This window comes from Rhizobium etli CFN 42, assembly GCF_000092045.1.
GTDB lineage: Bacteria > Pseudomonadota > Alphaproteobacteria > Rhizobiales > Rhizobiaceae > Rhizobium > Rhizobium etli.
Map to the genome: position 1 here is coordinate 165997 of NC_007764.1, position 23847 is coordinate 189843.

Sequence of the window (23847 nt, forward strand, 5' to 3'; positions counted from 1 at the left end):
GTATTTTTTGGTTTACGCCCGAGCCGGGACCTTGGCCGGCAGCAGGGCGTTGACGATGACGGCGACGCCGATATTTGCCGCGAGAGCCAGCAGCCCGGTGTAGACGGTGAAGGGCTCGCCGCCGAGGCTGATCAGGTGCAACGGCTTCCAGCCGGCATCCCAGACGAGGAAGGTGCCGGCGCAGAAGCCGACGAACCAGCCGGCAAGCAGACCGGGCGCGCGGAACCAGTTGGTGTAGAGACCGAAGACCAGGGCCGGAAGCGTCTGCAGGATCCAAATGCCGCCGAGCAGCTGCAGATCGAGGGCGAACTGCGTCGGCAGGAAGATGATGACGAGCAGCGCGCCGACCTTCACCACTAGCGACGTCACCTTCGCGACCTTGGCCTCGCCCGCATCGCTGACCTTGGGGTCGACATAGGCCTTCCAGAAATTGCGGGTGAAGAGGTTGGCCGCGCCGATGCTCATCACCGCCGCCGGCACCAGTGCGCCGATCGCGATCGCCGCAAAGGCGAAACCGGAGAACCAGCCCGAAAACAGCGTCTTGAACAGGGTCGGTACGACATCGTTCGCACTGTCGAGCTTCAGGTTGGCGGCATGACCCATGTAGCCGAGCAGCGCCAGGAGGCCGAGCAGCAGCGTATAGGCCGGTAGCAGGATCGCATTCTTGCGGATCGTCTTGCCGCTGTTGGACGCAAAGATGCCGGTCAGCGTATGCGGATACATGAAGGCCGCCAGCGCTGAACCGAAAGCGAGCGTGGCATAGGCGACATATTGATTGCCGCCGAGCAGCAGGCTGCCGGAGCCCTTGGCCTGGAAAGCCGCATCGGCCGAGGCGAAGACATTGGCATAGCCGCCGAGCTTCGACGGGATGAGCGCGACGGCGGCGATCACCACGATATAGATCATGATGTCCTTGACGAAGGCGATCAGTGCCGGGGCGCGCAGCCCCGCCGAATAGGTGTAGAGCGCCAGCACGATGAAGGCGATTGCAAGCGGCAGCTCGCCATGCAGCCCCAGCGCCTTCAGGACCGCCGTCATGCCGACGAGCTGGAGGGCGATGTAAGGCATGGTGGCGATGACGCCCGTTGCGGCGACCGCGAGTTCGAGACCGCGTGATCCGTATTGGCCGTGGACGACGTCGGCCGCCGTGACATAGCCGAATTCCTTGGCGCGTTTCCACAGAACCGGCATGACCATGAAGACGAAGGGATAGACGACGATCGTGTAGGGTAGCGCGAAGAAGCCGTAGGCGCCGACGGTATAGACCAGCGCCGGGACGGCGATGACGGTATAGGCAGTGTAGAAATCGCCGCCGACGAGGAACCAGGTGATCCAGGTGCCGAAGTTGCGTCCGCCGAGACCCCATTCATCGATATGGGCGAGGGTCTCGGGCTTGCGCCAGCGGCTGGCGACGAATCCCATGACCGTGACGAGGGCGAAGAAGAAGATGAAGACGGCAAGCGCCGTGCCGTTGATGTCAGTCGTCATGGCGAACGCTCCGATAGGCGATCCAGGTCAATGTCGCGGTAATCGGCACCCAGAGAAGCTGATACCAGTAGAAGAAGGGAAAGCCGAAAAGCGACGGCTCGCGGAGATTGTAGAATGCCGGCCAGAGCAGACCTATGTACGGAATGATCAGCAGCCACAGCGCTGCCTTGCTACGTGGTTTTTCCATGTCGGAGTACCTTTCAGGCGCCGCAATTGGCGGTCGCCATGTTCCAGTTGTCGGCGTGGAAGGCAGGTCTATCAGCCGGCGGCGGCAGCAGGCCCGGTTCGGGTCGCTCGAGCTTTTCCGGCGGATCGGAAGCTGATGTAACGCATGTGAATTCCTCCCAACGGCTTGGCACTTGGCCGGCCGCGAATGGAGTCCTAGGGCGTCGGTTTTATCCCCACAAGATGGGCGCAGTGCCAAAATACCGGGACCTACCCAGAAGTGGGTAGGTGCGAATTCGCGTCGATTTTCGAGGCGATGCCGTGATCGAGCGCGTAGCGGATCAGGCCTGCGGTGGTGGCGATGCCAAGTTTCTTCTTGAGGTTTTTGCGATGGGTTTCCGCCGTGGCAGCGCTTATCCCGAGCACTTCAGCGATCTCGCGGTTGCTGCGGCCGGCAACGATCAGCCCGAGCGTGTCGCGCTCGCGCGGCGTCAAGGGATCGCTCCCCTGCTCCGCCCGTTCCCTCATCAGCGCGTCGAAGACGCCGGAGGAGAAATAGGTGCCGCCATCCGCGACGGTCTCGATCGCCGCGACGATCTCCTCTGTGGAGACGTCTTTCAGAACATAACCGGCGGCGCCGCGCATCACCGAAGAGGAGATATACTCGCGGCTGTCATGCATGGAGAGCATCACGACGCGGGTCTGCGGAAGTTCGCTCCTGAACAGCTCGATCGCATCGATGCCGCTGAGCTTCGGCATGTTGATGTCCATCAGCACCACCTGCGGCTGGATCTGCCGGGCGATATCGAGTCCGGTTTGCGCGAGACCGGCGGTGCCTGCGACCTCGATATGATCGAATGTCTCGAGCACGGCTTTCAATCCATCCAGCACCAGCGGGTGGTTGTCGATCAGGAGCACCCTGATTTTCGCCCCTTCGTTCATGCGGCTTCCGCCTGTTTGCCGGCGGCAAGATTGGCCGATCTCGGCATCATCGCCGTCAGCGTCGTGCCGGCCTCGCTGCTGTTGATGAGGAGCAGGCCCCGGAAGTGCGCCATTCGCTCCTGCATGTTGCGCAGGCCGAGGCCCGCGCCGCCGGAGGCGCCATCCCTGGCGCCATCAAAGCCGGTCCCGTTGTCGGAGATGGTCAAGCGGGCGCGGCCGCCGTCGCTCCAGAGCTTGACCGAGAGCTTCGAGGCGCCCGAATGCCGTTCGACATTGTTGAAGGCCTCCTGGGCGACGCGATAAAGGGCGGTACTGGCTTCCGCCTTCAGCGTGCCTGCGAAGCCCGAGGCGTCGATCTTCGTCTCGATTCCCGTCCGGTCGGCAAAGTGGTGACACAGTGCTTCCAGTGCAGCCGTCAGGCCGAGATCGTCGAGCACGCGCGGGCGCAGATCGTGCGAGAGCAGCCGGATTTCCTTGATGGCGCCGTTCAGCGCCTCGACGCCGCGCTCGATGGTCTGCGCCGCATCGTCGACATTGGTCCTGACCTTGCGGCCGGCAAGATCCATCGCATAACGAACGCCGAGAAGGGTCTGGGAAATGCCGTCATGCAGTTCGCGCGCCAGCCGAGTGCGCTCTTCTTCCTGGGTGTCGATGACCCGCTGCATCAACTCCTTCAGGCGGCTATCGGCCATGCGGCGCTCGCGAAAGGTCAGCAGCATGCAGGTTGTGAAAACGATAAGCACCGATGGCACCGCGATCAGCGCGACGATGACGAAGGTCCGCCGGATGTTGGCGCGCATCACTTTGTTGGCGGCCGCACTCTGGGAATAGACATCGTCGAGGTAGACGCCGGTTCCTACGACCCAGTGCCATTTGTCGAGGCTGACGACAAAAGAGAGCTTGTCGGCGATCTGCCCGGTCGACGGCTTCTGCCATTTGTACTGATGCAGGCCGCCGCCGGCCTTTGCGGTGGCGATCAGTTCGGCAATGACCTTGTCGCCATCCGGGTCGGTGAGATCGATCCAATTGTGCCCATGCCGGAAGCTTTGGCGGGGGTGGACGATATTGTTGCCGTCGTAATCATAGACGAAGAAATACCCGTCCTTGCCGTAGTCGAGCGAAGTCAGAATATCAGCCACCTGCTGCTTGGCCGCCTCGTCGTCGGGACCGGCTCTGTCATAGATCGTCTGGATGGCCGACAGGGCAAGGTTGGTCAGATTGAGGATTTCGGCTTCCTTCGTCTTCAGCATGTTCTGCTCGAAGGTGTCGATGCTGTTCTTGGCGAGATTTGCCGATTGCCAGGTGATGAAGGTGGTGACCGCAAGGATCGAGATGACGAGCGGGATGATCGCCAATGCGATGATCTGGTGTCGTAACGTCAACGATCAGTCCTCCCGAGAATTCGTACCGGGAATTATGCGCTTTGACGGATGCGAGTCCAGCGGTTTGCCCGTAAGGTCGGGCGATCGCGCGGGCGCTATTCCAGCGGCACGAACTGGCCGAGCTTGACGTCCCGCAGCACCACATTCGTGTGCATGCGGCGGATCTGCGGGTTTTCGGCCATGATCAGAGCGGCGATGTCGTCATAATGCTCGACGTCACGGGCGGTGACGATCGCGATCAGATCGACCGCACCGGTGACGTAATAGACCTGTTGGATATGATCCTGTTTCTCCGCCCAGACGCGGAACTTCGCCAAGGCGTCGTAATTGTCCCGCTCGATCTCCATCCCGACGATGAACACCATCGATGTTCCCGTCGCCTTCCGGTCGACGACGGCGACCTCCGCCTTGATGATGCCCTCCTCGCGCAGCCGCTTCAGCCGCCGCTGCACGGCCGAGACCGACAATCCCACTCGTTCGGCGATCGTTTCGGCCTTCAGCTGACAGTCGCGCTGAACGATATCGAGGATGTCACGGTCAAAGCGATCCAGTTGTTCCATTATCCGGTCCTAATTCTTGCCGCAGCATTTCACGCGTTCTGCTGCATTCGCCGCGTGAAGAAGATTATTTTGCACAAAATATGCAGAAGAGACAAAAATTGCGCGAAAAAACCGCGCAACTTTATCATTATCCTTCGCAAATTCAGTTCAGCCGGACCCATGCATGTCGGATCAACCCTTTCCTGCTCTTCGCGTCGAAGATCTTCATAAAAGCTTCGGCTCGCAACAGGTTCTCAAGGGTATCTCCACTGAGGCCCACAAGTCGGATGTGATCTCCATTATCGGCTCGTCAGGTTCTGGCAAGAGCACCTTCCTCAGATGCATCAATTTTCTGGAAACGCCCGATCGCGGGCGCGTCGCCGTCAACGGCGAAGAGGTCGCGCTGAAAATCGGCCGCAGCGGGCGACTGCAGCCGAAGAGCTGGCGGCAGATTGAACGGCTGCGTACGGGGCTTGGGATGGTCTTCCAGAGCTTCAATCTCTGGGCCCATCGCACCGTATTGGAAAATGTCATCGAGGCGCCGGTGCATGTCATGGGCGTTTCCAGGCGCGAAGCGACCGAAAAGGCCGAAGCGCTGCTGCACAAGGTCGGGCTCTTCGACAAGCGCGACGCCTATCCCGCCTTCCTCTCCGGTGGCCAGCAGCAGCGCGCGGCGATCGCAAGAGCGCTCTGCGTCGATCCCGCCGTCATGCTGTTCGATGAGCCGACATCGGCGCTCGATCCCGAGCTGGTTGGCGAGGTGCTGAAAGTCATCCGCGATCTGGCTGAAGAGGGCCGGACCATGCTGATCGTCACGCATGAAATGCGCTTCGCCCGCGACGTCTCGAGCCGCGTCCTCTTCCTGCACCAGGGACGGATCGAGGAGGAAGGCCCGCCGGAACAAGTCTTCGGGGCGCCCGTCAGCGCCCGCTGCCGGGAATTCACTCGTCTCACCGCCCACTGATCCCGCATCGAGCCATCACCCACACACGAACCAGGAGAACCCTGAGAATGAAACTGCTCCCCACGCTTTTCGCCGGCGTCGCATTTGCGCTTTCCGCCGTCGCGGCACAGGCCGAAGTCCGCTTCGGCGTCATGAACGAATCCTATCCGCCCTTTTTCGCCAAGAACGCTTCGGGTGAGTGGCAGGGATGGGAAATCGACCTGATGAATGCCGTCTGCGAAGAGATGAAGGAGAAATGCTCGATCGTCGAAATCTCCTGGGATGGCCTCATTCCGGCTCTCCAGAGCAAGAAGTTCGACGTGATCTGGTCGTCAATGTCGAACACGGCGGAACGCTCCAAAGTCATCGACTTCACCGATAAATATTACAACACGCCAAGCACCCTGATCGGTCCCAAGGACCAGAAGCCGGGCGCCACGGCCGAGGATGTGAAGGGCAAGACCATCGGCATCCAAGTGTCGACGATCCAGTCTGAATATTACAAGAAATACTTTGCCGAGGCTGCCGACGAAAAGACATATCAGACGCTCGACGAGGCTTTCCAGGATCTGGCCTCCGGCCGCATCGACTACGTCTTCGGCGATTCGCTGGCGCTCGACGCTTTCCTGAAAAGCGACGGCGGCAAGGATTGCTGCGCCAAGATGGGTGACGTCGCCGACGACAAGGAAGTTCTCGGCGCCGGCGTTTCCGGCGGCCTGCGCAAGGAAGACACGGAGCTGAAAGCTAAGCTGAATGCGGCAATCGCTGCCGTTCGCGCCAACGGCCAGTATGACGCCATCACCAAGAAATACTTCGACTTCGATATCTACGGCGCGAAGTAAGCAATCCCGACGATGGCGACTGCGCAACAAGGCATCCTGGACCTGCTAGCCCCCTATCCTCCGGGGTGGGGCGGCGTTCTCTTGACAGGTGCGGTCTCCACGGTCGCCATCTCGGCCTGCGCCTTCGCCATTGGACTGTTGCTCGGGACGGGAGGTGCGCTCGGGAAGCTTTCTGGCAATCGCGCGCTACGCCTCATGCTCGATCTCTATACTACGCTCATCCGCGCCGTTCCGGAGCTGATCCTGATCGTCGGCCTTTATTATGCCGGCACAGACGGCCTCAACCGGCTGCTGGCGGCACTGGAGCTGCCGCCGGTCAACGTGAACGGCTTCGTCGCCGCCGTCGCGGTGCTCGGCTTCGTGCAGGGCGCCTACATGACCGAGGTGCTCCGCGGCGCGATCCTTGCCATTCCCACCGGTCAGATCGAGGCCGCCAAGGCCTTTGGCATGGGGCCGGTGCTGCGGTTTCGCCGCGTCCTGCTGCCGGCGCTCTTGCCGAATGCGCTGCCGGGACTGGCCAATCTGTGGATGTCGGTCACCAAGGACAGTGCGCTGGTCGCAGTCGTCGGCTATCAGGAACTGGCGCTCGCCACCCGCCTCGCCGGCGCAAGCACCAAACACTATTTTATCTTTTTCCTCGCTTCGGCCCTTCTCTATCTCGCTATCACGCTCGCTTCCAATGTCGTCTTCAAGCTGATCGAAGGGCGGGTGCGGCGCGGACAGCCGCGTCTCGCCTGAGGCCGCGCCCCATGAGTTTCACCTGGATCTCTTCCTATTGGCCGCTGCTTCTGACCGGCGCCTGGCAGACCGTGGCGCTGCTGGTCATCTCAGTGGTGTTCGGTTTCATCATCGCCATAGGCCTCGCCTTCGCGCAGGTCAGCGGCGGCAGGCTGACGCGGCTGCTGGCCCGCGGCTATTGCACCTTCTTTCGCGGCACGCCGCTGCTGATCCAGCTATGGCTTCTCTATTACGGCGTCGGTTCGTTGCTGCCGATGGTCCCTGGCATCCGCCAGAGCCTGTTCTGGCCGATCCTGCGCGAAGGCTTCTTCTTTGCCGCCGTCAGCTTCACGCTGAATTATGCGGCCTATGAAGCTGAGGTCTTGCGCGGCGCCCTGCTTGCCGTTCCGAAGGGGGAGCTCGAAGCCGGCCGGGCCTTCGGTCTGTCGCCCTGGAAGCTGACCCGACGCATCTGGCTGCCGCGCGCCATCCGCATCGCCCTTCCGACCATAGCCGGAGAGATCGTCATGCAGCTGAAGGCGACGCCCCTCGCCTTCACGGTGACGGTGATGGATCTCTATGCCGTGGCCAACAAGGTTCGCCAGGACACGCTGCTGGTCTATGAGCCGCTGCTTGTCGTCACCCTCTTCTATCTCGCCCTGACCGCTGTCATCGCCCGTGTCCTTCGAGGTCTCGAAGCGCAAGTGCCGGTCCGGCGTTAGGCGGACGGACGTTCCTCACTTTGTTTTTAAAGCCCGCCGCCGGTAACAGCGCGACAGACTGAATGGAGATCTTTTCATGAGCACCACACGAATTCTCGATGGCGGCATGAGCCGCGAATTGCTGCGGCTCGGCGCCGAATTGAAGCAGCCGGAATGGTCGGCGCTGGCGCTGATCAATTCGCCGGATATCGTCCGCGAGGTGCATAAGGAATTCATCGCCGCCGGCTCCGAGATCATTACGACGAACAGCTATGCGCTGGTGCCTTTCCATATCGGCGAGGACCGGTTTCGGAAGGAGGGTGCGGCGCTGATCCGTCTTGCCGGTCGCTTAGCACGCGAGGCGGCCGATTCTGTCACCGGTCGCAAGGTGCTGGTTGCCGGTTCGCTGCCGCCGATCTTCGGCTCCTACGAGCCGCAGAATTTTCGGCCTGAGCGGGTGCAGGATTATCTCAAGGTGCTGGTCGAAAACCTCGCCCCCTTCGTCGACATATGGCTCGGAGAGACGCTGAGTCTGATCGCCGAGGGCGAGGCCGTCCGCGAGGCGGTGGCGGCATCGGGAAAACCGTTCTGGATTTCCTTCACGCTGGCCGATGACAAAGCGGATATCGAAAGCGGCGAGCCGAAGCTTCGCTCCGGCGAAAGCGTCGAGGCGGCGGCGTCCTGGGCCGCGTCATCGGGCGCCGAAGCCTTCCTGTTCAATTGCAGCAAACCGGAAGTGATGGAGGCGGCCGTCGCGACGGCAGCAGCAGTATTCCGCAAGATGGATGCCGGAATCGAAATCGGCGTCTATGCCAATGCCTTCGAGGGCGAACAGGGCGAGTCGGCTGCAAATGAAGGCCTGCACGAGACCCGCGACGATCTGAATGATGACGCCTATTCGCGTTTTGCCTGCTCCTGGGCCGAGGCCGGCGCGACTATCATCGGCGGCTGCTGCGGCATCGGTGCTGCCCATATCCATCGTCTGGGCAAGACGCTTCGAAGCTGAGGTTGAAGCTTGATCGTCCGAGAGGGAACTGCCGGCGCTCACGCAGCGGTTGGGTTCTTTCTGTGGCCTCGCCTGCGGGCGACGAAACCAATTACTCCGCCTTCGGCGCCGTCTTCTGAAGCTCGAGCAGCAGCTCGATCAGTTTCGGTGCCATCACCCGGATTTCCGACAAGTGGACGGCGCTCAGCCTCGTCAGAAGCTCGTCGGCCTTGTCGGTCAGCAGCAGCGTCTGACGGCGCCTGTCGGTTGGGTCGGCATGGCGTTCGACCAGCCCGGCATCCGAAAGCCGTCCGACGAGCTCGGTTGCCGTATGCGGCGCGATGATCAGCCGCTCGGCCAGCATGCCGATAGTCATCGCTTCGCCGCGTTGTCCCTTGATCGCCAGCAGCGCCTGATGCTGCTGGACGGGCAGTCCTTCCGACTGGGCGGCTGAGGCGCTGAAGTCCATGAACTGGCGAAGCGCGAACCTAAGGTCGGCGAGCGCCTCATAATCCTCCTGTCTCAGCGGCGGCAGGGTTTTCTTCACACTCGTTCTCCTCTGCCGCTTGGTTCGCAGGAGGCGATCCTTGCGCGCACTATTGCCGATCTCGAATAGATGGGCAGACGCAAGCCGGTCAAGTGAGGCACCCGGCGAGACATTTTCGCCTTCCCGTATTCGTCCATTGATTTATATCGTACTACGATATAATGACGCTGCACAAACCGACCCGCTTTCGAGGCTTCCATGGCGCAGCACCAACACAGCAACCGGCCGCACGATTTCACGGGCGGCCTTTCCCGGCGCGAGGCCGGAGACTTCACCACCGACAGACGGGTCCTCCTGCTTGTCGGGATGGCCGTCATCGTCGGCACCGCAGGCGCCTTTGCGGCCTGGTGTCTCGTCAGCCTGATCGCTCTGGTAACCAATGTCATCTGGTTCGGACAGATCGGCATTCAGCCGGCTTCCCTGGCCGCCGTGCCGCGCTCGCTATGGGTGGTACTGGTGCCGCCGCTCGGCGGGCTCGTCATCGGCCTGATGGCCCGTTTCGGGTCGGAAAAAATTCGCGGCCACGGCATTCCCGAGGCGATCGAAGCGATCCTGATCGGCGGCAGCCGGATGTCGCCGAAGGTCGCGGTGCTGAAGCCGCTGTCATCGGCGATCTCGATCGGCACCGGCGGCCCGTTCGGCGCCGAGGGGCCGATCATCATGACCGGCGGAGCGATCGGCTCGCTGTTTGCGCAGTTCTTTCACATGAGTGCGACCGAGCGGAAAACGCTGCTCGTTGCGGGTGCCGCTGCCGGCATGACGGCGATCTTCGGCTCGCCGATCGCCGCCGTCATGCTGGCGGTCGAACTGCTGCTATTCGAATGGAAACCGCGCAGCTTCATTCCCGTCGCGGTCGCCGCCTGCGTGTCAATCTGCTGGCGCCCGCTGCTCTTCGGCGTTGGCCCGCTGTTCCCGACCCATTTCCAGGTGACCCTGCCCTGGTGGGGGATTTTCGCCTGTGCGGCGATGGGCATCATATCGGGGCTGCAATCAGGATTGCTGACGACGCTGCTCTACCGGATCGAGGATCTGTTCGAGGCGCTCCCGATCCACTGGATGTGGTGGCCGATGCTCGGCGGTCTCGTCATCGGCCTCGGCGGCCTGATCGAACCGCGAGCGATGGGCGTCGGCTATGACATCATCGACGGCCTGCTCAACAACCGGCTATTGGCGCCGGCAGTTCTGTCGATCCTGCTGGTGAAGACCATCATCTGGCTGTTTGCCCTTTCGTCGGGCACCTCCGGTGGCGTGCTCGCTCCGCTTCTCATCTTCGGCGGCGCTCTCGGATGGCTGGTCGGCATCGTCATGCCTGGCAATGATCCCGGCTTCTGGGCGCTGCTCGGAATGGCGGCGATGATGGGCGGAACCATGCGCGCGCCGCTCACCGGCACCTTCTTTGCGATGGAGATTACCGGCGACGTCAGCACGCTGGTTCCCCTGCTCGCCGCAACGGTGGTCGCCTATGCCGTCACGGTTCTTCTCTTGCGCCGCTCGATCCTCACCGAGAAGATCGCGCGTCGCGGCCAGCACATCACCCGCGAATATGGTGTCGATCCGTTCGAGCTCTCCCGGGCAAGGGAGATCATGATCAGCGAGGTCGACACACTTCCCGTTACCATGACGGTCGGGGAAGCATGCGATTTCTTCGCCTCACGGCCGAAGACCCGCCGGATCTATCCGGTCGTCGATGCGGCAGGCAAGTTGACTGGCATCGTATCGAGGGCGGATATCCTGCTCTGGCAGGGAAAACCTGATATCGCGGCCCACACGCTTGGTGAAACCGTCACAGATGATTCCGTTCCCGTCGGGCATCCTGACGATACTGTCGCCTTCATTGCCGATTTGATGCTGTCGACGGACAATGGGCGTATTCCGATCGTCAATCCGGCATCGGGCAGACTGTGCGGCTTGATCGCGCGCAAGGATCTGCTGCGGCTGCGCAGTTCCCTGAGGTCCGCAGAACTGGACCGTCGGCCTTACCTCGCCGCAGGGCCCAGGAGCAGGTTGCAGTAGCGCGGCTTCTCCGCATCGCTGCCGCAACTGCCGCGCGTCGCATGATCAGGTCCCATGCGGCGCGCGCTTGCGTCTGCGGCCCTCAATGCAGCCCAAACAGGTTCAGCAGCTGTTCGCGATAGCGGACGAATTCCGGCGCGCTGCGGTCGCGCGGGCGCGGCAGATCGATGTCGATCAGGCGCGGCTCGGCGCCCTTTTCCCGCGGCAGAATGAGGATCCGGTCGGCGAGATAGATCGCCTCCTCGAGATCGTGCGTGACGAGAATGGTCGTCACATCCTCGTCGCGCCAGATCCGCGCGAGCTCCTGCTGCATGCCGATCTTAGTCATCGCGTCGAGCGCGCCGAGCGGTTCGTCGAGCAGCAGGATTTCCGGCTGCACGGCAAGCGCCCGGGCGATGCCGACGCGCTGTGCCATGCCGCCGGACAGTTGCCGGGGATAGGCCGCCTCGAACTGCTTCAGGCCGACGAGCTTAACGTAATGGCGCGCACGCGCCCTCGCCTGCTCGCGGGTCAGACCTCTCGTTTCCAGCCCGAAAGCGACGTTGCCGAGGACGTCAAGCCAGGGAAGAAGGCGCGGCTCCTGGAAGATGACGGCGCGTTCCGCGCCGACGCCGCGGATCGCCTTGCCGTCGACCAGCACCTCGCCGGTATCGGACTCCTCCAGGCCGGCCAGAACCCGAAGCAGGGTCGTCTTTCCCGAACCGCTGGCGCCGACGATCGCGAGGCTTTCGCCGGAGCGGATGTGAAGGTTGATATCTTTCAAAACCTGCAGATGGCTGCCGTTCAGCTTGTAGGATTTGGAGAGGTGACGGATCGTCACCTCTCCGCGGCGAATGTCCTGGGCGAGGCTCATTGCAGTTCCTCAGTTGCTTGCCGGCTTGGTATCGGCCGTATAGATGATGTCCTTGGCCGCCAGCTGCCCCTGCTTGAGCTTGCCTTCGCGAACCAAAACGTCGATCCAGAACTGGATGTCACGCTCGACCGGCAGGCCGCCGGCGCGGACGCCGTAGCCGCGGAAATACTGCGCGATATCAGGGTTCTCGCCGCGTTCGCTGAGCGCCTTTGCCAGGATCTTCTTGGTTTCCTCCGGATGTTCGCGGGCATAATCGAGCGCACGGGCCGACTGCGCGACAAAGATCTTCGCAGCCTCGGGATGCTGCTGAATGAAATCGCGGCGCAGGACCACGAAGCCGCCGGCGATGTCGCCGAGAACGTCGGTATCGTCGAAGACCGCGCGCAGGCCCCCATTCTTCAGCGCCGCACCCTCGAAGGTAGTCTGCCAGTAGCCGAAAGCGGCGATATCAACCTGCTTGGAGCGCAGCACCTGCTCGAGCTGCGGCCCGGGAACGACGACCTGGTTGGCGGAGTCGCTCGGCAGGCCGACCGAATGCAGGGCTTCACGGATGGTGTAATCGAGATGGGCGCCGAGCGTATTGACGGCGATACTCTTGCCGACAATGTCCTTGATCGTTTTGATCGGACTGTCTTCCAGCACGTAGAAAGTCGACTGCACCTCGTCATTGATGCCGTTCGATGGGTAGGCGGCGACGAAATCATTGCCGCCGATGATCGAATTCAAGACGGCTGAGGTGGCGGCGCTGCCAATCTCGACGTCCCCGGACGCAAGAGCGATGAGAGAGGCCGGGCCACCCTGGGCATAGCCGACATTCTCAAACGTGATGCCGGTGTCCTTGAAATAGCCGAGCGCGTCGGCGAGTTCATGGGCGGCAAGACCGCCTTGGCTCGCGAGGTAGCGCAGTTTCACCGTGTCGGTGGCGGCGGCCGGCGTGGCAAGACCGAGCGCGATCACGGCCGGCAGGAGAAGGTTGCGGGGATGGAAGGTCATGGAAAGTCCTTTCGGAAGGGGAAAATCTAAGGAAGAGATCAGGCGTTCGGCTGCGACCAGCGGCAGAGGCGGCGCTGCAGGAGAACGAGCAGGGCATTGGCGGCAAGCCCGAGGAAGGCGAGCAGCAGGATCGCCGCGAACATCAGCGGGATCTGGAAATTGTACTGGGCGTTCATCACCTGGAAGCCGATGCCCTTGTTGGCGCCGATCATCTCGGCAGCGATCAGCAGCAGAAGCGCAGTCGTCGCAGAAAGACGCAGGCCGACGAAGATCGCCGGGACGGATGCCGGCAGGATGACGCGGCTGAAGACGGTCAGCGGCCCGGCGCCATAGGTGCGCGCCATCTCGATGAGCTTCTTGTCCACTTCCTTGACGCCGCCGATGGTGGAGAGCAGCACCGGAAACAGAGTCGCCCAGAAGATGACGAAGATCTTGGAGGTTTCACCGAGCCCGAGCAGGAGGATGAAGACCGGATAGAGCGCCAGCGCCGAGGTCTGCCGGAAGAGCTGCAGGATCGGGTCGAGCGCCTGTTCGACCAAGCGAAACTGGCCCATGAACAGGCCGAGCGGAATGCCGACAACGACGGCAAAGGCAAAGGCGGTTCCGGATCGCTGCAGGCTGATGGCTATGTCATCGAGCAGCGCGCCATTGGCAAGATTGGTCCACAGAGCCGACAGGATCACGTTCAAGGGCGGGAAGACGGCGGGATTGATCCAGCCTCTGGTGCTCGACACCTGCCAGAGCACGAGGAAGCTGATGAGCAGACCGTAGCGCGGCAGAAACGCCGCGAGCACTCCGCGCATATGGGAGGCCAGAGGGGAACTATTGCTTTTGCTGCTTTTCAGCCGGCCGAAGCTTCTCGGGAGAGCTTGATTGATTTCGTAGGCCATGGGTTTCTCCTCACTCCGCTGCCTCAAGGACGGCGCGTCCGGCAGCCCAACGGTTTGTCGGGAAAGGCAGGCCGAGGTTTTCCCGAAGCGTCCTGCCTTCATAGACCGTGCGGAACAGGCCGCGACGCTGGAGTTCCGGGATAACGAGGTCGACGAAGTCGTCGAGCGCCGTCGGCAGCCAGGGCGGCAAAATGTTGAAGCCGTCGGCCGCTTCGTTTTCGAACCATGTCTGCAGCGTATCGGCGATCCGCTCTGCCGTGCCGACAATGGTGTAGTGCCCGCGGGCCGATGCGATCCACTGGTAGAGCTGGCGGATGGTGAAGTTGTTTTCGTCTGCGATCTGGCGGATGAGGGCCTGGCGGCTCTTCATGCCTTCGGTCGGCGGTGCAGGCGGAAGAGGCCCGTCGAGATCGTAACCGTGCAAGTCGAGCGTGCCGCCGGTGAGACCGTTGAGCAGGCCGATCCCGTCTTCTTCAAGGATGAGCGAGGTCAGGCGGTCATACTTCTCGCGTGCTTCCGCCTCGGTCCTGCCGACGAAGGCGGAGACGCCGGGCATGACCAGGATATGATCGGGATTACGGCCGAGGCCGCGGGCGCGCGCCTTGATGTCGCGGTAGAACTCCTGGGCGGTTTCGATATGCTGTTGGGCGGTGAAGATGACTTCGGCGGTTGCTGCGGCAAGTTCGCGGCCGTCCTCGGACTGTCCGGCCTGCACGATGACCGGATGGCCTTGCGGCGAGCGCGAGACGTTGAGCGGGCCGCGCACGCTGAAATGCTCGCCCCGGTGGTTGGTGTCGTGTAGCTTTGCCGGATCGAAGAAGACGCCTGTCTCCTTATCGCGGATGAACGCGTCATCCTCGAAGCTCTCCCAGAGTTTACGGACGACGTCGACATGCTCAGCGGCGCGGCGATATCGTTCGGCATGCGGCAGCTGCGTTTCACGGTTGAAGTTCTGCGCCGTGAGGTCACCCGTTGTGGTGACCACGTTCCAGCCGGCACGGCCGCCCGAGATCAGATCCAGCGAGGCGAACTTGCGGGCGGTTGTATAGGGCTCCTCATAGGTGGTCGATGAGGTCGCTATAAAGCCGAGATGCGTGGTGAGAGGCGCAAGAGCGGAGAACAAGGTGACGGGCTCGAAGCCGGCCACGCGGGCGTTGCCGCCTTCACGCGCTCCACCGAAACCGACGGCCAATCCATCGGCCAGAAAGTAGGCATCGAAGAGACCGCGTTCCGCCGTCAGGGCGAGTTGCTTGTGAAATTCGAAACTGGTCGCGCCGTCTACCGGCTGGTCGGGATGCCGCCACGATGCAACATGCTGTCCGCCGCCGGGAAGAAATGCCCCAAGCCTGATTTTCCGCGTCATTTGCGTCCTCTCCGTTCACCGGCGACAGCCCGTCTTGCCGAGGTATCTGTCGCTGAGGACATCAGAATACGTACTCTATAAATTTAATAGAGAAACTTTATTCCGTAGTTTCGGGAGAAGGGTGAATAGATTTGCGGGATTGGACTGAATCTCGAAATCAACGTCGAAGCGCGCGACAAGACATAGCCCGTCCCGCGGCGGCTCTTCGATGTGCACGAGCAGAGACTAGCGCGAGTGTATTATACTTAAGGAAGCATGTTGCTCGGCTCGAGTTCCCGCAGGAAGTGTCGCCGGCGATCAATTTGTGTCGTGTCTGAGTATCAGCCCCGCTTAGGCCGGGCCGGGGCATGCTCCAGGCCGGCGGCGGCCTTCTTCAGGCAATCGAGGTAGCGGACGCGGTTCGCGATACCGTCGTCGCGCGGGGTGACCAGGCAGAGCGTCGCGGCCGCATGGCCCTCCTCGCCCCGCACCGGCACGGCAAAACAATGGGTAAAGCTGTCGACGATGCTGTTGAACGTGAAGAGACCTTCTCGCTCGGCCTGGCGGACCTCAATGATGAAGCTTTGCGGATCGAGCCATTCGCCGTTCGGCAAACGAAAATCCTGCGATGGAATGAAGTTCAGGATTTCTTGATCCGACAGATGCGCGACGAGCAGACGTCCGGAGGCTGTCCACGGGATTGGAACCGACTGGCCGATATCCGTCGAAATACGGAATGGCCGTGCGCCTTCGCGCATGCGAACGACCGTATATTTGTTTCCGTCCAGCATGCAGAACTGCGCCGTCTCCCGTGTCTCGTCAGCGAGCTGTTCCAGCGCGGCCTCGCATTCGCGGGTGAAATCGAAATGGTTTTCATAGGCAGCGCCGAGGAAATAGAGCTTGCGGCCGAGATAGACGCGCCCCTCGCCGCCTGTGAATTCGAGAATGCCATTGCTCAGCAGCAGGTTGACGAGCTCGTAAACCGATGAGCGCGGGGCGCCGATCTGCGCTGCGATTTCATTCGGCTTCAAAGCCTGCCGTTTCTGGCGCAGGAAATCGAGGATTTCGAAGGCGCGGTCGAGCCCTCGGGCACGCTTGCCGATTGCTTCGACCTGAATTGCGTCCATTGCTGTCGATCCCAATTTCTGTTCGGCCAAGCTTTTCAAACCCTCTGCCGCATCTGTCAACCGATCCTGCTGTTCGCGGCCTGCGAAAATTTTTTTCATCCCCCTTGCGAGGCATAAAAATCGGCATAAGATCGGCGCGTCCGGTATTTAGATCACATGTACATTATATTGGACAAAAACAGATGGCAAGCGCTAACGCTGCCACACAAAAGGGGATCGACATGAAAAATTCTAAGAACAGCATTTCCGCATCGCGTCGCCGCCACCTTCTCGCCGGCGCTGCCGCTGCTGCCACCCTGCTCGTCTTTTCGCCCGGCACGGCCTCGGCCGCCGCCAATTGCATCAAAGGTGACAGGAAGGCGCCATACACGATCGGCTGGGCCAACATCTATTCGGTGCCGACCTGGATGAAACAGACCGAAGGCACGATCACGGCTGAAGTAGATGAGTTGAAGAAGGCAGGCCTGGTCAAAGACCTGAAGATTACGGATGCGCAGGGCAACGCCCAGACGCAGATCCAGCATATCCAGTCGATGATCGATGCCAATGTCGACGCCATCGTGGTGATCGCCGGTTCCTCCACCGCCCTCGACCGCGTCATCTCCGACGCCTGCGACAAGGGTATCGCGGTGGTGAATTTCGACAGCCTGGTCAATACCGACAAGGTGACGGCGAAGATCAACACCGATTCCAACGAATGGGGCGCGACGGCTGCCAAGTGGATGGTCAGCCAGCTCGGCGGCAAGGGCAAGATCATCGTCATGAACGGCCCTGCCGGCATTTCGGTGAGCGACGACCGCCGCAAGGGTGCCCAGCCGGTTCTCGATGCCAATCCAGGCATCCAGGTGATCACCGAGACCAATACGGAATATAATGTCGCGCCGGCACAGGAAGCGATGACAAGCCTGCTTTTCGCCAATCCGGAAATCGATGGCGTGCTGTCGCTCGGCGGCGCCTTGTCGGCCGGTTCCGTTCTCGCCTTCGAGCGTCAGGGCCGCGATCAGGTGCCGACGACAGGGGAAAATGCGCGCCAATTCCTCGAACTGTGGAAGGAGAAGGGGCTGAAGGGCTGGGCGACGATGCAGCCCAATTGGCTCGGCGCGCTTTCCGTCTATACCGCCGTCCAGGCGCTGCAAGGCAAGGATGTCCCTGCCTTCGTCAAGGTGCCGCTGCCGGTCATCGACGACAGCTCGATCGGCAGCTATCTCGCGCGCGCCGACAAGTTCCCGGCCGACGGCTATATCTACTCGGACTACGACAAGGCGCTCTTCGACAAGCTGCTGACCAAGTAATCCGCGTCTGGGGAACGTCGTCATGACGGAAGAAAACCCGCTGCTGGAAGCCCGGCAGGTGTTCAAGGGATTTTTCGGCAATCCGGTTTTGAGGGGCGTCGACATCACCCTTCTGCCGGGCAGGGTTCACGCCCTGCTCGGTGAAAACGGCGCCGGCAAGTCCACTCTGATCAACCTCCTGTCCGGCGCCCTCCAGCCCGACGGCGGGTCCATCCTTGTCGACGGGAAACCCGTCGGGCGTTTCAGCCCGGCGGCGGCCCGCAAAGCCGGTATCGCTGTGGTTCAGCAGGAGCTGAGCCTGACGGCCAGTCTCTCGATCGCCGAAAATATCGGGCTCGGCGCCTTTCCGCGCCGCTTCGGTCTCATCGATTACCGAGCGCTTCATCGCCTGGTGCAGGAGGTGTGCGGCATGGTGGGGCTCACCGAACCGCTCGACACGCCGGTCGCCGACCTCGCGCTCGGCCGCCGCCAGATGGTGGAGATTGCGAAGGCGCTGTTCCGCAAACCGCGCGTGCTGATCCTCGACGAGCCGACCTCGTCACTCTCGGCCCATGAAGCCGGCATCCTTGCTCGGCTGATCGAGACGCTTAAGGGTCGCGGCATCGCGCTCCTCTATATTTCCCACCGTCTCAACGAGGTGCAGGCGCTCTGCTCGCATGTCACAGTGCTGAAAGACGGCGGGGTCACTGCGGATCAGTCGCTCTCCGGCATCGACGGCGAAGGGTTGGTGCGTCTCATGGTTGGCCGCGAGACCGGCGACCTGTTCCCGCCGCGAGCGGCCACGGCGCCCGGTGTCATGCGCATCAGCGTCGAAGGTTTTTCCGCCGGCATGGTTCGCGACATCGCCTTCTCCGCCCGCGCCGGCGAGATCGTCGGCATCGGCGGGCTCGTGGGGCAAGGGCAGGAAGACCTGCTGCTTGGCCTCTACGGCGCCATTCCGGCCGCAGCCGCCCGAGCGGAAATATCCGGCAAACCTGGCCTGCCCGCTGATGTCGCCGAGGCGAATGCGGCAGGGATCGTCTATGTCCCGGCCGACCGCAAGCATGAGGGGCTGGTGCTGCCGCATTCCATCGCCTCCAATCTCATCCTGCCCTCGCTCGGGCGGCTCGCCGTCAAGGGCCTGCGCGACCGGCCGGCGGAAAACGGCTTGGTCGCCGATCTCGCGCACCGCCTGACGATCAAAGGTGATACGGCCCGCCCGGTACAGGCGCTTTCCGGCGGCAACCAGCAGAAGGTGGCGCTTGCCAAATGGCTGCCACTCGATCCTGCCGTTCTGCTGCTTAACGATCCCACCCGCGGCGTCGACATCGAGACCAAGCGGGAAATCTATCTCATGCTCCGCGCCTTCGCCGCCGAAGGGCGGCTCATCATCCTTGCCAGCTCCGATACGCCGGAACTCGTGCATCTCTGCGATCGTGTCGTGGTTCTGCGCGAAGGCCGCGTCGCGGCGGTGCTGTCGCAGGATGACATCAGCGAAGGAGCGATCGTCGGTGCGGCCATGGGCGTCACCGCCGCGGCGCAGGGAGAGGCGGCATGAACACCAATTCCTCATCCCGACTCTATCCCTCGATCCAGATGCGCCGCAATCGCGGCCTCTCCGGCCTCTATCTTGTCGTCGCGGCCTTTCTCATCCTCTATGCGATGCTCTTCCCGGGCATCCTTTCGATCGGCGGCTTCTCGAAATTCACGCAGAACTGGTTCCCGCTCGCACTCGTCACCATGGCCCAGGCGCTGCTCATGCTGAATGGCGGCATCACGCTGGCGATCGGTCCGCTCGTCAGCCTCGGCGCGGTCATCGCCGCGACGACGATGGAAGGGGCGCTCGGCGTGTCGGGCGGCATTCTCGCGGTCGCCGCCGCCGGCCTTGCGGTCGGCGCCGTCACCGGCGCCATCGTCACCTATCTGAGGCTTCCTGCGATCATCGTCACGCTCGCCGGCTCCTTCATCATCAGCGGTGTCGCACTCATTCTGCTGCCGCGGCCGGGTGGCACCGTTCCCGACTGGCTGTCGACGGTGCTGGCCGGCCACACGGCCGTTGCCTTTCTGATGCTCGTGGTGATCCTGGCGCTCTGGAAAGCCTTCCTGGCGACGCCGCTCGGTCTCGGCATCTATGCGGCCGGCGACAACCCGGTCGGGGCGTTCCGTTCCGGCGTTCCCGTCGAACGGGTGAAGGTCGCGGCTTTCGCGCTCTCCGGTCTGCTGGCTGCGCTGACCGGCCTCTTCGTCGCCGCGCAGACCGGCTCCGGCGATCCTGTCATCGGCACGCCCTTCACGCTAAACTCGATCGCTGCCGCCGTGCTCGGCGGCGTCGGCTTCCTCGGCGGCAAGGGCACGATGCGCGGTGCGATCTGCGGCAGCCTGCTGCTCTCGGTCATGATCAACGTCATGTTCTTCCTCGGCTTCCCGCCGGTGGCGCAATATGTTGCTCAAGGCTTGATCATCGTCGGCGCGGTTGCCGTTCCGGAACTTCTCGGCGCGTGGAGGGCAAGACGTTGAACATCGTCAGATCAGCATTCCGCAACCCGCCGCTCCTGACCTTTCTTCTGGTGGCGCTCGTCTGGATCGTCGCAAGCTTCACGCTGCGCGGCTTCGGCGCCTACGGCCATTTGCGCTACCTCCTCGAGCTCGCCGCCGTGATCGGCATCGTCGCCGCCGGGCAGACGCTGGTTATTCTGATGGGCGGCATCGACCTTTCCGTCGGCGCGGTCATCACGGTCACGGCGATCCTGTTGCCCCTGATTTCGCCGGCATGGGATCCGACCGGCCTTGCCGGCATCGCGGCGGCCCTCGCCATCGCCACCGGCATCGGCTTGATGAACGGCGCAGGTGCCACCTATCTCCGCGTCCCACCGATCATCATGACGCTTGCCATGGCGACCTTCCTGCAGGGCTTGCTCATCATCGTCGCCGGCGGCAGCGCCGTCACCGTCAGCAATCCCGCAGTCATCATGCTCGGGCAGGCGCGGCCGCTCGGCATTCCCTCGGGCATCATTCTGTGGGTCGCCGTCGCGGTCGTCGTCTTGCTGCTCGTCCACCGCATGCCGATCGGCGCGCGTTTCCTCGCGCTTGGAGCGAACCCGCTGGCCGCCCGGCTTTCCGGCGTCAGCGTCACGCGCAACACGGTGATCGCTCATACCCTGTCGGGCTTTTTCGCGGGGCTTACCGGCATTCTCGTGCTCGGCATGAACCGGCAAGGTTACGTCGGCATCGGCGATCCCTATCTGCTGACCTCGATCGCCGCCGTCGTGCTCGGCGGCACCTCGATTCTCGGCGGCCGCGGCACTTATGCCGGGACCATTCCGGGAGCGATCCTGCTTGTGACGGCGACGGCGCTGATCACCGTCGTCAACGCTTCGCCGGGCTGGCGGTCGATCATGTTCGGCACGCTGATCCTCGCCCTTCTGCTCGTTTCCGGCCGCGAGGCGCGCCGATGACGGGACGCTACGATGGGCCGGTGATCGACCCGCACCACCATCTCTGGGACCTCGGCCTGCAGCGTCATCCCTGGCTTCAGAAAGCGCGGGCATCAGGCGAAGAGATGGTGTTCGGGAGCTTGGCGCCGATCCTGCGCGACTATGGCATCGACGATTATCGCGCCGACGCCGCGCGCCAGAATGTGGTTGCGACCGTCCATGTCGAGGCCGGCTGGTCCGTCGCCTACCCGCTGGAGGAGAGCCGTTGGCTGGATGGGCTCGACCGCAGCTCCGGTGTGGCGCACCGTTATGTCGCTGGCATTACCCTCGACCGGCCGGACGCCCTGCGCCTGCTCGAGGCGGAAGCGGAACGTCCCAACGTCGTCGGCATCCGCGATATTCTGAGCTGGCATCCCGACGCGGCCAAGAGTTTTGCGTCGCGTCCGGATCGCATGAGCGATCCTGGCTGGCGGGCGGGTCTTGCCCATGTCACGCGGCTCGGGCTGGTCTTCGACCTGATGCTCTATCCCTGGCAGATGGCTGAAGCGCTCGAGCTCGTACAGGCTTTTCCGGCGACGCTTTTCGTACTCAACCACGGCGGAAGCCCTGCCGACAGGACGCAGGAGGGCATGGCGCTCTGGCGCTGCGGCCTGCGGGCGCTCGGCAGAGAGCCCAACGTGCGGCTCAAGATTTCCGATCTCGTCGCCTACGACAATGACTGGACACTCGAAAGCCTGCGGCCGGTGATCGAGCATTGCCTCGATTGTTTCGGGCCGGCACGCTCGATGTTTGCGAGCGATTTTCCGGTCGCCGGCTTGCACGCCTCTTTCGACGAGATCTATCAGGTGTTCCGCACGGTCGCCGCCGAGCTCTCCCTCGATGAGCAGCGCGCTTTGTTCTTTGCCACCGCCAACGACACCTATCACCTCGGCATCGCTGATCCGGCCGAGACCGGGAGAGGCGCCCATGTCTGATCTTCATGCCGCGAACGAAAACATGCTGATCGACGAGCGGATGCGCGGCTTTCCGCCAGACCATCCGCCGCTTTCGCCTGCTGCCATCGGTCAGCAGGGGTGGAAACCATATGACGGCAAGATGGCACTGCCACTGCTCTCGCTCGACCGGCAGGCCTTCGCCGGAAATGTCGAACTGATGATGGCCTTTGTGAAGAGCAATGGTGCCGAGATTGCACCGCACGCCAAAACGCCGATGTCGACGGCGCTGGCGGACATGCTTCGTTCGGCCGGCGCCTGGGGAACGACTGTCGCCGATATCCGCCAAGCCGCCGTGCTGCTTAGGGCGGGGCAGCGCCGCCTGATCCTTGCCAACGAGATTGGCGGGGCGGCCGCCGCCCGACGGCTCGCGGCGCTGCTTTCGGAATATTCCGACGCGGAAGTTCACGTCTTCGTGGATTCGACGGCGCTGGTCGAGGCTCTTGCCTCCGCCTGGCTGGAACGCGGAGATCTGCCACCGCTCGGCCTGATGGTGGAATTCGGCGCCGGCCGCGCCGGTCTTCGCAGCGCTGATGCTGGCGCGGCGATTCTCGATGCGATCCTTGCCGTGGAGACGCCGACCTTCCGGCTGACCGGCGTTGCCGCCTATGAGGGTGCGGCGGCGACCGCCGATCCGGAGGAGACCAGACTTCGCATCGACGCCCTGATGGCGATGACATCAGATTTCCTGCCGAAGCTGCGCGCCCGCATTGGAAGAGAGCGGCCGCTTCTCGTCACAGCAGGCGGTTCGGTGTTTTTCGACATCGTGGTTGCGCGGCTTTCAGCTGCCGTGGCCGCCGATCCCGCCTGCCGTCTCGTGCTGCGCAGCGGCGCGATCTTCTTTCATGATCATGGCGTCTATGAACGTGGCCTTGCCGGTCTCGATGCGCGCGGCGGCTTTCGCATCGGCGGCGAAATCGTTTCGGCGGCGGGGGGTTTCCGTCCGGCGCTCAGGGTCTGGGCCGAGGTCCTGTCGCGGCCGGAGCCAGGGCTTGCGATCTCAGGCATGGGCATGCGCGACGTGGCGATGGACCAGGACTTGCCGCGGCCCCTGGCGCTCTATCGCAATGGCGTGCACCTCGCCGATCTCGAAGGCGCGAGGGTTTTCCGCCTCAATGATCAGCACGCCTTCATGGCGCTTGCCGAGGACAGCGACGTCGCCGTGGGCGACGTCATCGAGTTCGGCATCTCACATCCCTGCACCTGCCTTGACCGGCATGCGATCCTTTATGGCCTCGATCCGGATCATTCGGTGACGGCGGCCTATCTGACCAGCTTCGGCTGAACTGTGACTGTAAAACAAAGAAAAGGAAAACCTGCATGATCCAGCGTTATCAGAAGGGCTCGCGCATGAGCCAGGCTGTCAGCTATGGCGGTCTCGTTTATATTGCCGGTCAGGTTGCGGATAATCGCAAGGCTGATATCGAGGAGCAGACCCGCGATGTGCTCGGCAAGATCGACGCCCTTTTGAAGGAAGCCGGGACCGATCGCTCGCGTCTCCTCGCCGTCAACGTCTTCCTGCCGGCGATCACCGATTTCGAGGCGATGAACGGCGTTTATGACGGCTGGATCGATGTCGAAAACCCGCCGGCCCGTGCCTGCACCGAAGCTCGCCTTGCCGACCCGGACCTGCGCGTCGAAATGACCGCGGTGGCGGCGCTGTAACTGCGCGGCGACCGCC

At 62.7% G+C, this 23847-nt stretch carries 24 protein-coding genes; 13 read left to right on the forward strand and 11 right to left on the reverse strand.

Translation table 11 applies throughout. From position 1 onward, the window contains the following. Positions 1 to 12: 12 nt before the first annotated feature. The 5 genes from mctP to RHE_RS23635 all read right to left on the reverse strand — a co-directional run bounded on the left by mctP (position 13) and on the right by RHE_RS23635 (position 4537). A complete protein-coding gene (mctP, locus tag RHE_RS23615; protein WP_011427780.1) occupies positions 13 to 1488 on the reverse strand; it encodes a sodium:solute symporter family monocarboxylate transporter in 1476 nt (491 codons plus the stop codon). Next, positions 1478 to 1675 carry a DUF3311 domain-containing protein gene (locus RHE_RS23620; protein ID WP_003591841.1) on the reverse strand — a complete coding sequence of 66 codons (198 nt, stop codon included), beginning with the start codon at positions 1673 to 1675 and terminating at the stop codon, positions 1478 to 1480. Before RHE_RS23620 ends, mctP begins: the two co-directional genes overlap by 11 nt. Positions 1676 to 1923: 248 nt before the next feature. Continuing rightward, a complete protein-coding gene (locus tag RHE_RS23625) occupies positions 1924 to 2595 on the reverse strand; it encodes a two-component system response regulator MctR (RefSeq protein ID WP_011427782.1) in 672 nt (223 codons plus the stop codon). Further along, the gene (locus tag RHE_RS23630; RefSeq protein ID WP_011427783.1) at positions 2592 to 3977 is read right to left on the reverse strand and encodes a two-component system sensor histidine kinase MctS; all 1386 of its coding nucleotides are present in this window, start codon (positions 3975 to 3977) and stop codon (positions 2592 to 2594) included. Before RHE_RS23630 ends, RHE_RS23625 begins: the two co-directional genes overlap by 4 nt. Before the next feature lie 95 nt (positions 3978 to 4072). Then, positions 4073 to 4537 carry an Lrp/AsnC family transcriptional regulator gene (locus RHE_RS23635; RefSeq protein WP_011427784.1) on the reverse strand — a complete coding sequence of 155 codons (465 nt, stop codon included), beginning with the start codon at positions 4535 to 4537 and terminating at the stop codon, positions 4073 to 4075. Positions 4538 to 4700: 163 nt separating this feature from the next. Here RHE_RS23635 and RHE_RS23640 point away from each other — a divergent pair, with 163 nt between their 5' ends. The 5 genes from RHE_RS23640 to RHE_RS23660 all read left to right on the forward strand — a co-directional run bounded on the left by RHE_RS23640 (position 4701) and on the right by RHE_RS23660 (position 8725). Then, positions 4701 to 5480 carry an ABC transporter ATP-binding protein gene (locus tag RHE_RS23640; protein ID WP_011427785.1) on the forward strand — a complete coding sequence of 260 codons (780 nt, stop codon included), beginning with the start codon at positions 4701 to 4703 and terminating at the stop codon, positions 5478 to 5480. A 47-nt stretch (positions 5481 to 5527) separates the two neighbouring features. Beyond that, entirely contained in the window at positions 5528 to 6301 is a 774-nt protein-coding gene (locus tag RHE_RS23645) for a transporter substrate-binding domain-containing protein (RefSeq protein WP_011427786.1), read from the forward strand. Between the two features lie 12 nt (positions 6302 to 6313). Continuing rightward, positions 6314 to 7039, forward strand: a complete 726-nt coding sequence (locus RHE_RS23650; RefSeq protein WP_011427787.1) for an ABC transporter permease — start codon at positions 6314 to 6316, stop codon at positions 7037 to 7039. An 11-nt stretch (positions 7040 to 7050) separates the two neighbouring features. Beyond that, positions 7051 to 7740 carry an ABC transporter permease gene (locus RHE_RS23655; protein ID WP_011427788.1) on the forward strand — a complete coding sequence of 230 codons (690 nt, stop codon included), beginning with the start codon at positions 7051 to 7053 and terminating at the stop codon, positions 7738 to 7740. A 76-nt stretch (positions 7741 to 7816) separates the two neighbouring features. Next, positions 7817 to 8725 carry a homocysteine S-methyltransferase family protein gene (locus tag RHE_RS23660; RefSeq protein WP_011427789.1) on the forward strand — a complete coding sequence of 303 codons (909 nt, stop codon included), beginning with the start codon at positions 7817 to 7819 and terminating at the stop codon, positions 8723 to 8725. Positions 8726 to 8816: 91 nt separating this feature from the next. On the opposite strand, the gene RHE_RS23665 is transcribed toward RHE_RS23660, so the two are convergent. Continuing rightward, a complete protein-coding gene (locus RHE_RS23665) occupies positions 8817 to 9251 on the reverse strand; it encodes a MarR family winged helix-turn-helix transcriptional regulator (protein ID WP_041678964.1) in 435 nt (144 codons plus the stop codon). Between the two features lie 198 nt (positions 9252 to 9449). Here RHE_RS23665 and RHE_RS23670 point away from each other — a divergent pair, with 198 nt between their 5' ends. After that, a complete protein-coding gene (locus RHE_RS23670) occupies positions 9450 to 11264 on the forward strand; it encodes a chloride channel protein (protein ID WP_011427791.1) in 1815 nt (604 codons plus the stop codon). An 82-nt stretch (positions 11265 to 11346) separates the two neighbouring features. Here RHE_RS23670 and RHE_RS23675 read toward each other — a convergent pair whose 3' ends face one another. From RHE_RS23675 to RHE_RS23695, 5 genes are all read right to left on the reverse strand, one after another. After that, positions 11347 to 12117 carry an ABC transporter ATP-binding protein gene (locus RHE_RS23675; protein WP_011427792.1) on the reverse strand — a complete coding sequence of 257 codons (771 nt, stop codon included), beginning with the start codon at positions 12115 to 12117 and terminating at the stop codon, positions 11347 to 11349. Positions 12118 to 12126: 9 nt separating this feature from the next. Continuing rightward, positions 12127 to 13110 (reverse strand): ABC transporter substrate-binding protein, encoded by a 984-nt coding sequence (locus tag RHE_RS23680; protein ID WP_011427793.1) that lies wholly within the window; start codon positions 13108 to 13110, stop codon positions 12127 to 12129. 38 nt (positions 13111 to 13148) lie between these two features. Further along, entirely contained in the window at positions 13149 to 14000 is an 852-nt protein-coding gene (locus tag RHE_RS23685) for an ABC transporter permease (RefSeq protein ID WP_011427794.1), read from the reverse strand. Between the two features lie 10 nt (positions 14001 to 14010). Beyond that, positions 14011 to 15363, reverse strand: coding sequence for an LLM class flavin-dependent oxidoreductase (locus tag RHE_RS23690; protein ID WP_011427795.1), 1353 nt, complete (start codon positions 15361 to 15363; stop codon positions 14011 to 14013). 320 nt (positions 15364 to 15683) lie between these two features. After that, positions 15684 to 16469, reverse strand: a complete 786-nt coding sequence (locus tag RHE_RS23695) for an IclR family transcriptional regulator (protein ID WP_042119787.1) — start codon at positions 16467 to 16469, stop codon at positions 15684 to 15686. Between the two features lie 221 nt (positions 16470 to 16690). Here RHE_RS23695 and RHE_RS23700 point away from each other — a divergent pair, with 221 nt between their 5' ends. From RHE_RS23700 to RHE_RS23730, 7 genes are read left to right on the forward strand one after another with little or no spacing between them, the layout of a single operon-like run. Next, positions 16691 to 17761 (forward strand): ABC transporter substrate-binding protein, encoded by a 1071-nt coding sequence (locus RHE_RS23700; RefSeq protein WP_011427797.1) that lies wholly within the window; start codon positions 16691 to 16693, stop codon positions 17759 to 17761. A gap of 22 nt (positions 17762 to 17783) precedes the next feature. Continuing rightward, complete coding sequence (locus RHE_RS23705) at positions 17784 to 19298, forward strand: sugar ABC transporter ATP-binding protein (protein WP_011427798.1); 1515 nt, start codon at positions 17784 to 17786, stop codon at positions 19296 to 19298. After that, complete coding sequence (locus tag RHE_RS23710) at positions 19295 to 20257, forward strand: ABC transporter permease (protein ID WP_042119760.1); 963 nt, start codon at positions 19295 to 19297, stop codon at positions 20255 to 20257. Before RHE_RS23705 ends, RHE_RS23710 begins: the two co-directional genes overlap by 4 nt. After that, on the forward strand, positions 20254 to 21195 hold the full coding sequence (locus RHE_RS23715; protein ID WP_042119763.1) for an ABC transporter permease: 942 nt from the start codon (positions 20254 to 20256) through the stop codon (positions 21193 to 21195). Before RHE_RS23710 ends, RHE_RS23715 begins: the two co-directional genes overlap by 4 nt. Further along, a complete protein-coding gene (locus RHE_RS23720; protein WP_011427800.1) occupies positions 21192 to 22148 on the forward strand; it encodes an amidohydrolase family protein in 957 nt (318 codons plus the stop codon). The genes RHE_RS23715 and RHE_RS23720 overlap by 4 nt, the downstream gene beginning before the upstream one ends. Continuing rightward, on the forward strand, positions 22141 to 23451 hold the full coding sequence (locus tag RHE_RS23725) for an amino acid deaminase (protein ID WP_042119765.1): 1311 nt from the start codon (positions 22141 to 22143) through the stop codon (positions 23449 to 23451). The genes RHE_RS23720 and RHE_RS23725 overlap by 8 nt, the downstream gene beginning before the upstream one ends. 35 nt (positions 23452 to 23486) lie before the next feature. Beyond that, positions 23487 to 23831 carry a RidA family protein gene (locus RHE_RS23730; protein ID WP_011427802.1) on the forward strand — a complete coding sequence of 115 codons (345 nt, stop codon included), beginning with the start codon at positions 23487 to 23489 and terminating at the stop codon, positions 23829 to 23831. The last annotated feature ends 16 nt before the right edge of the window (positions 23832 to 23847 follow it).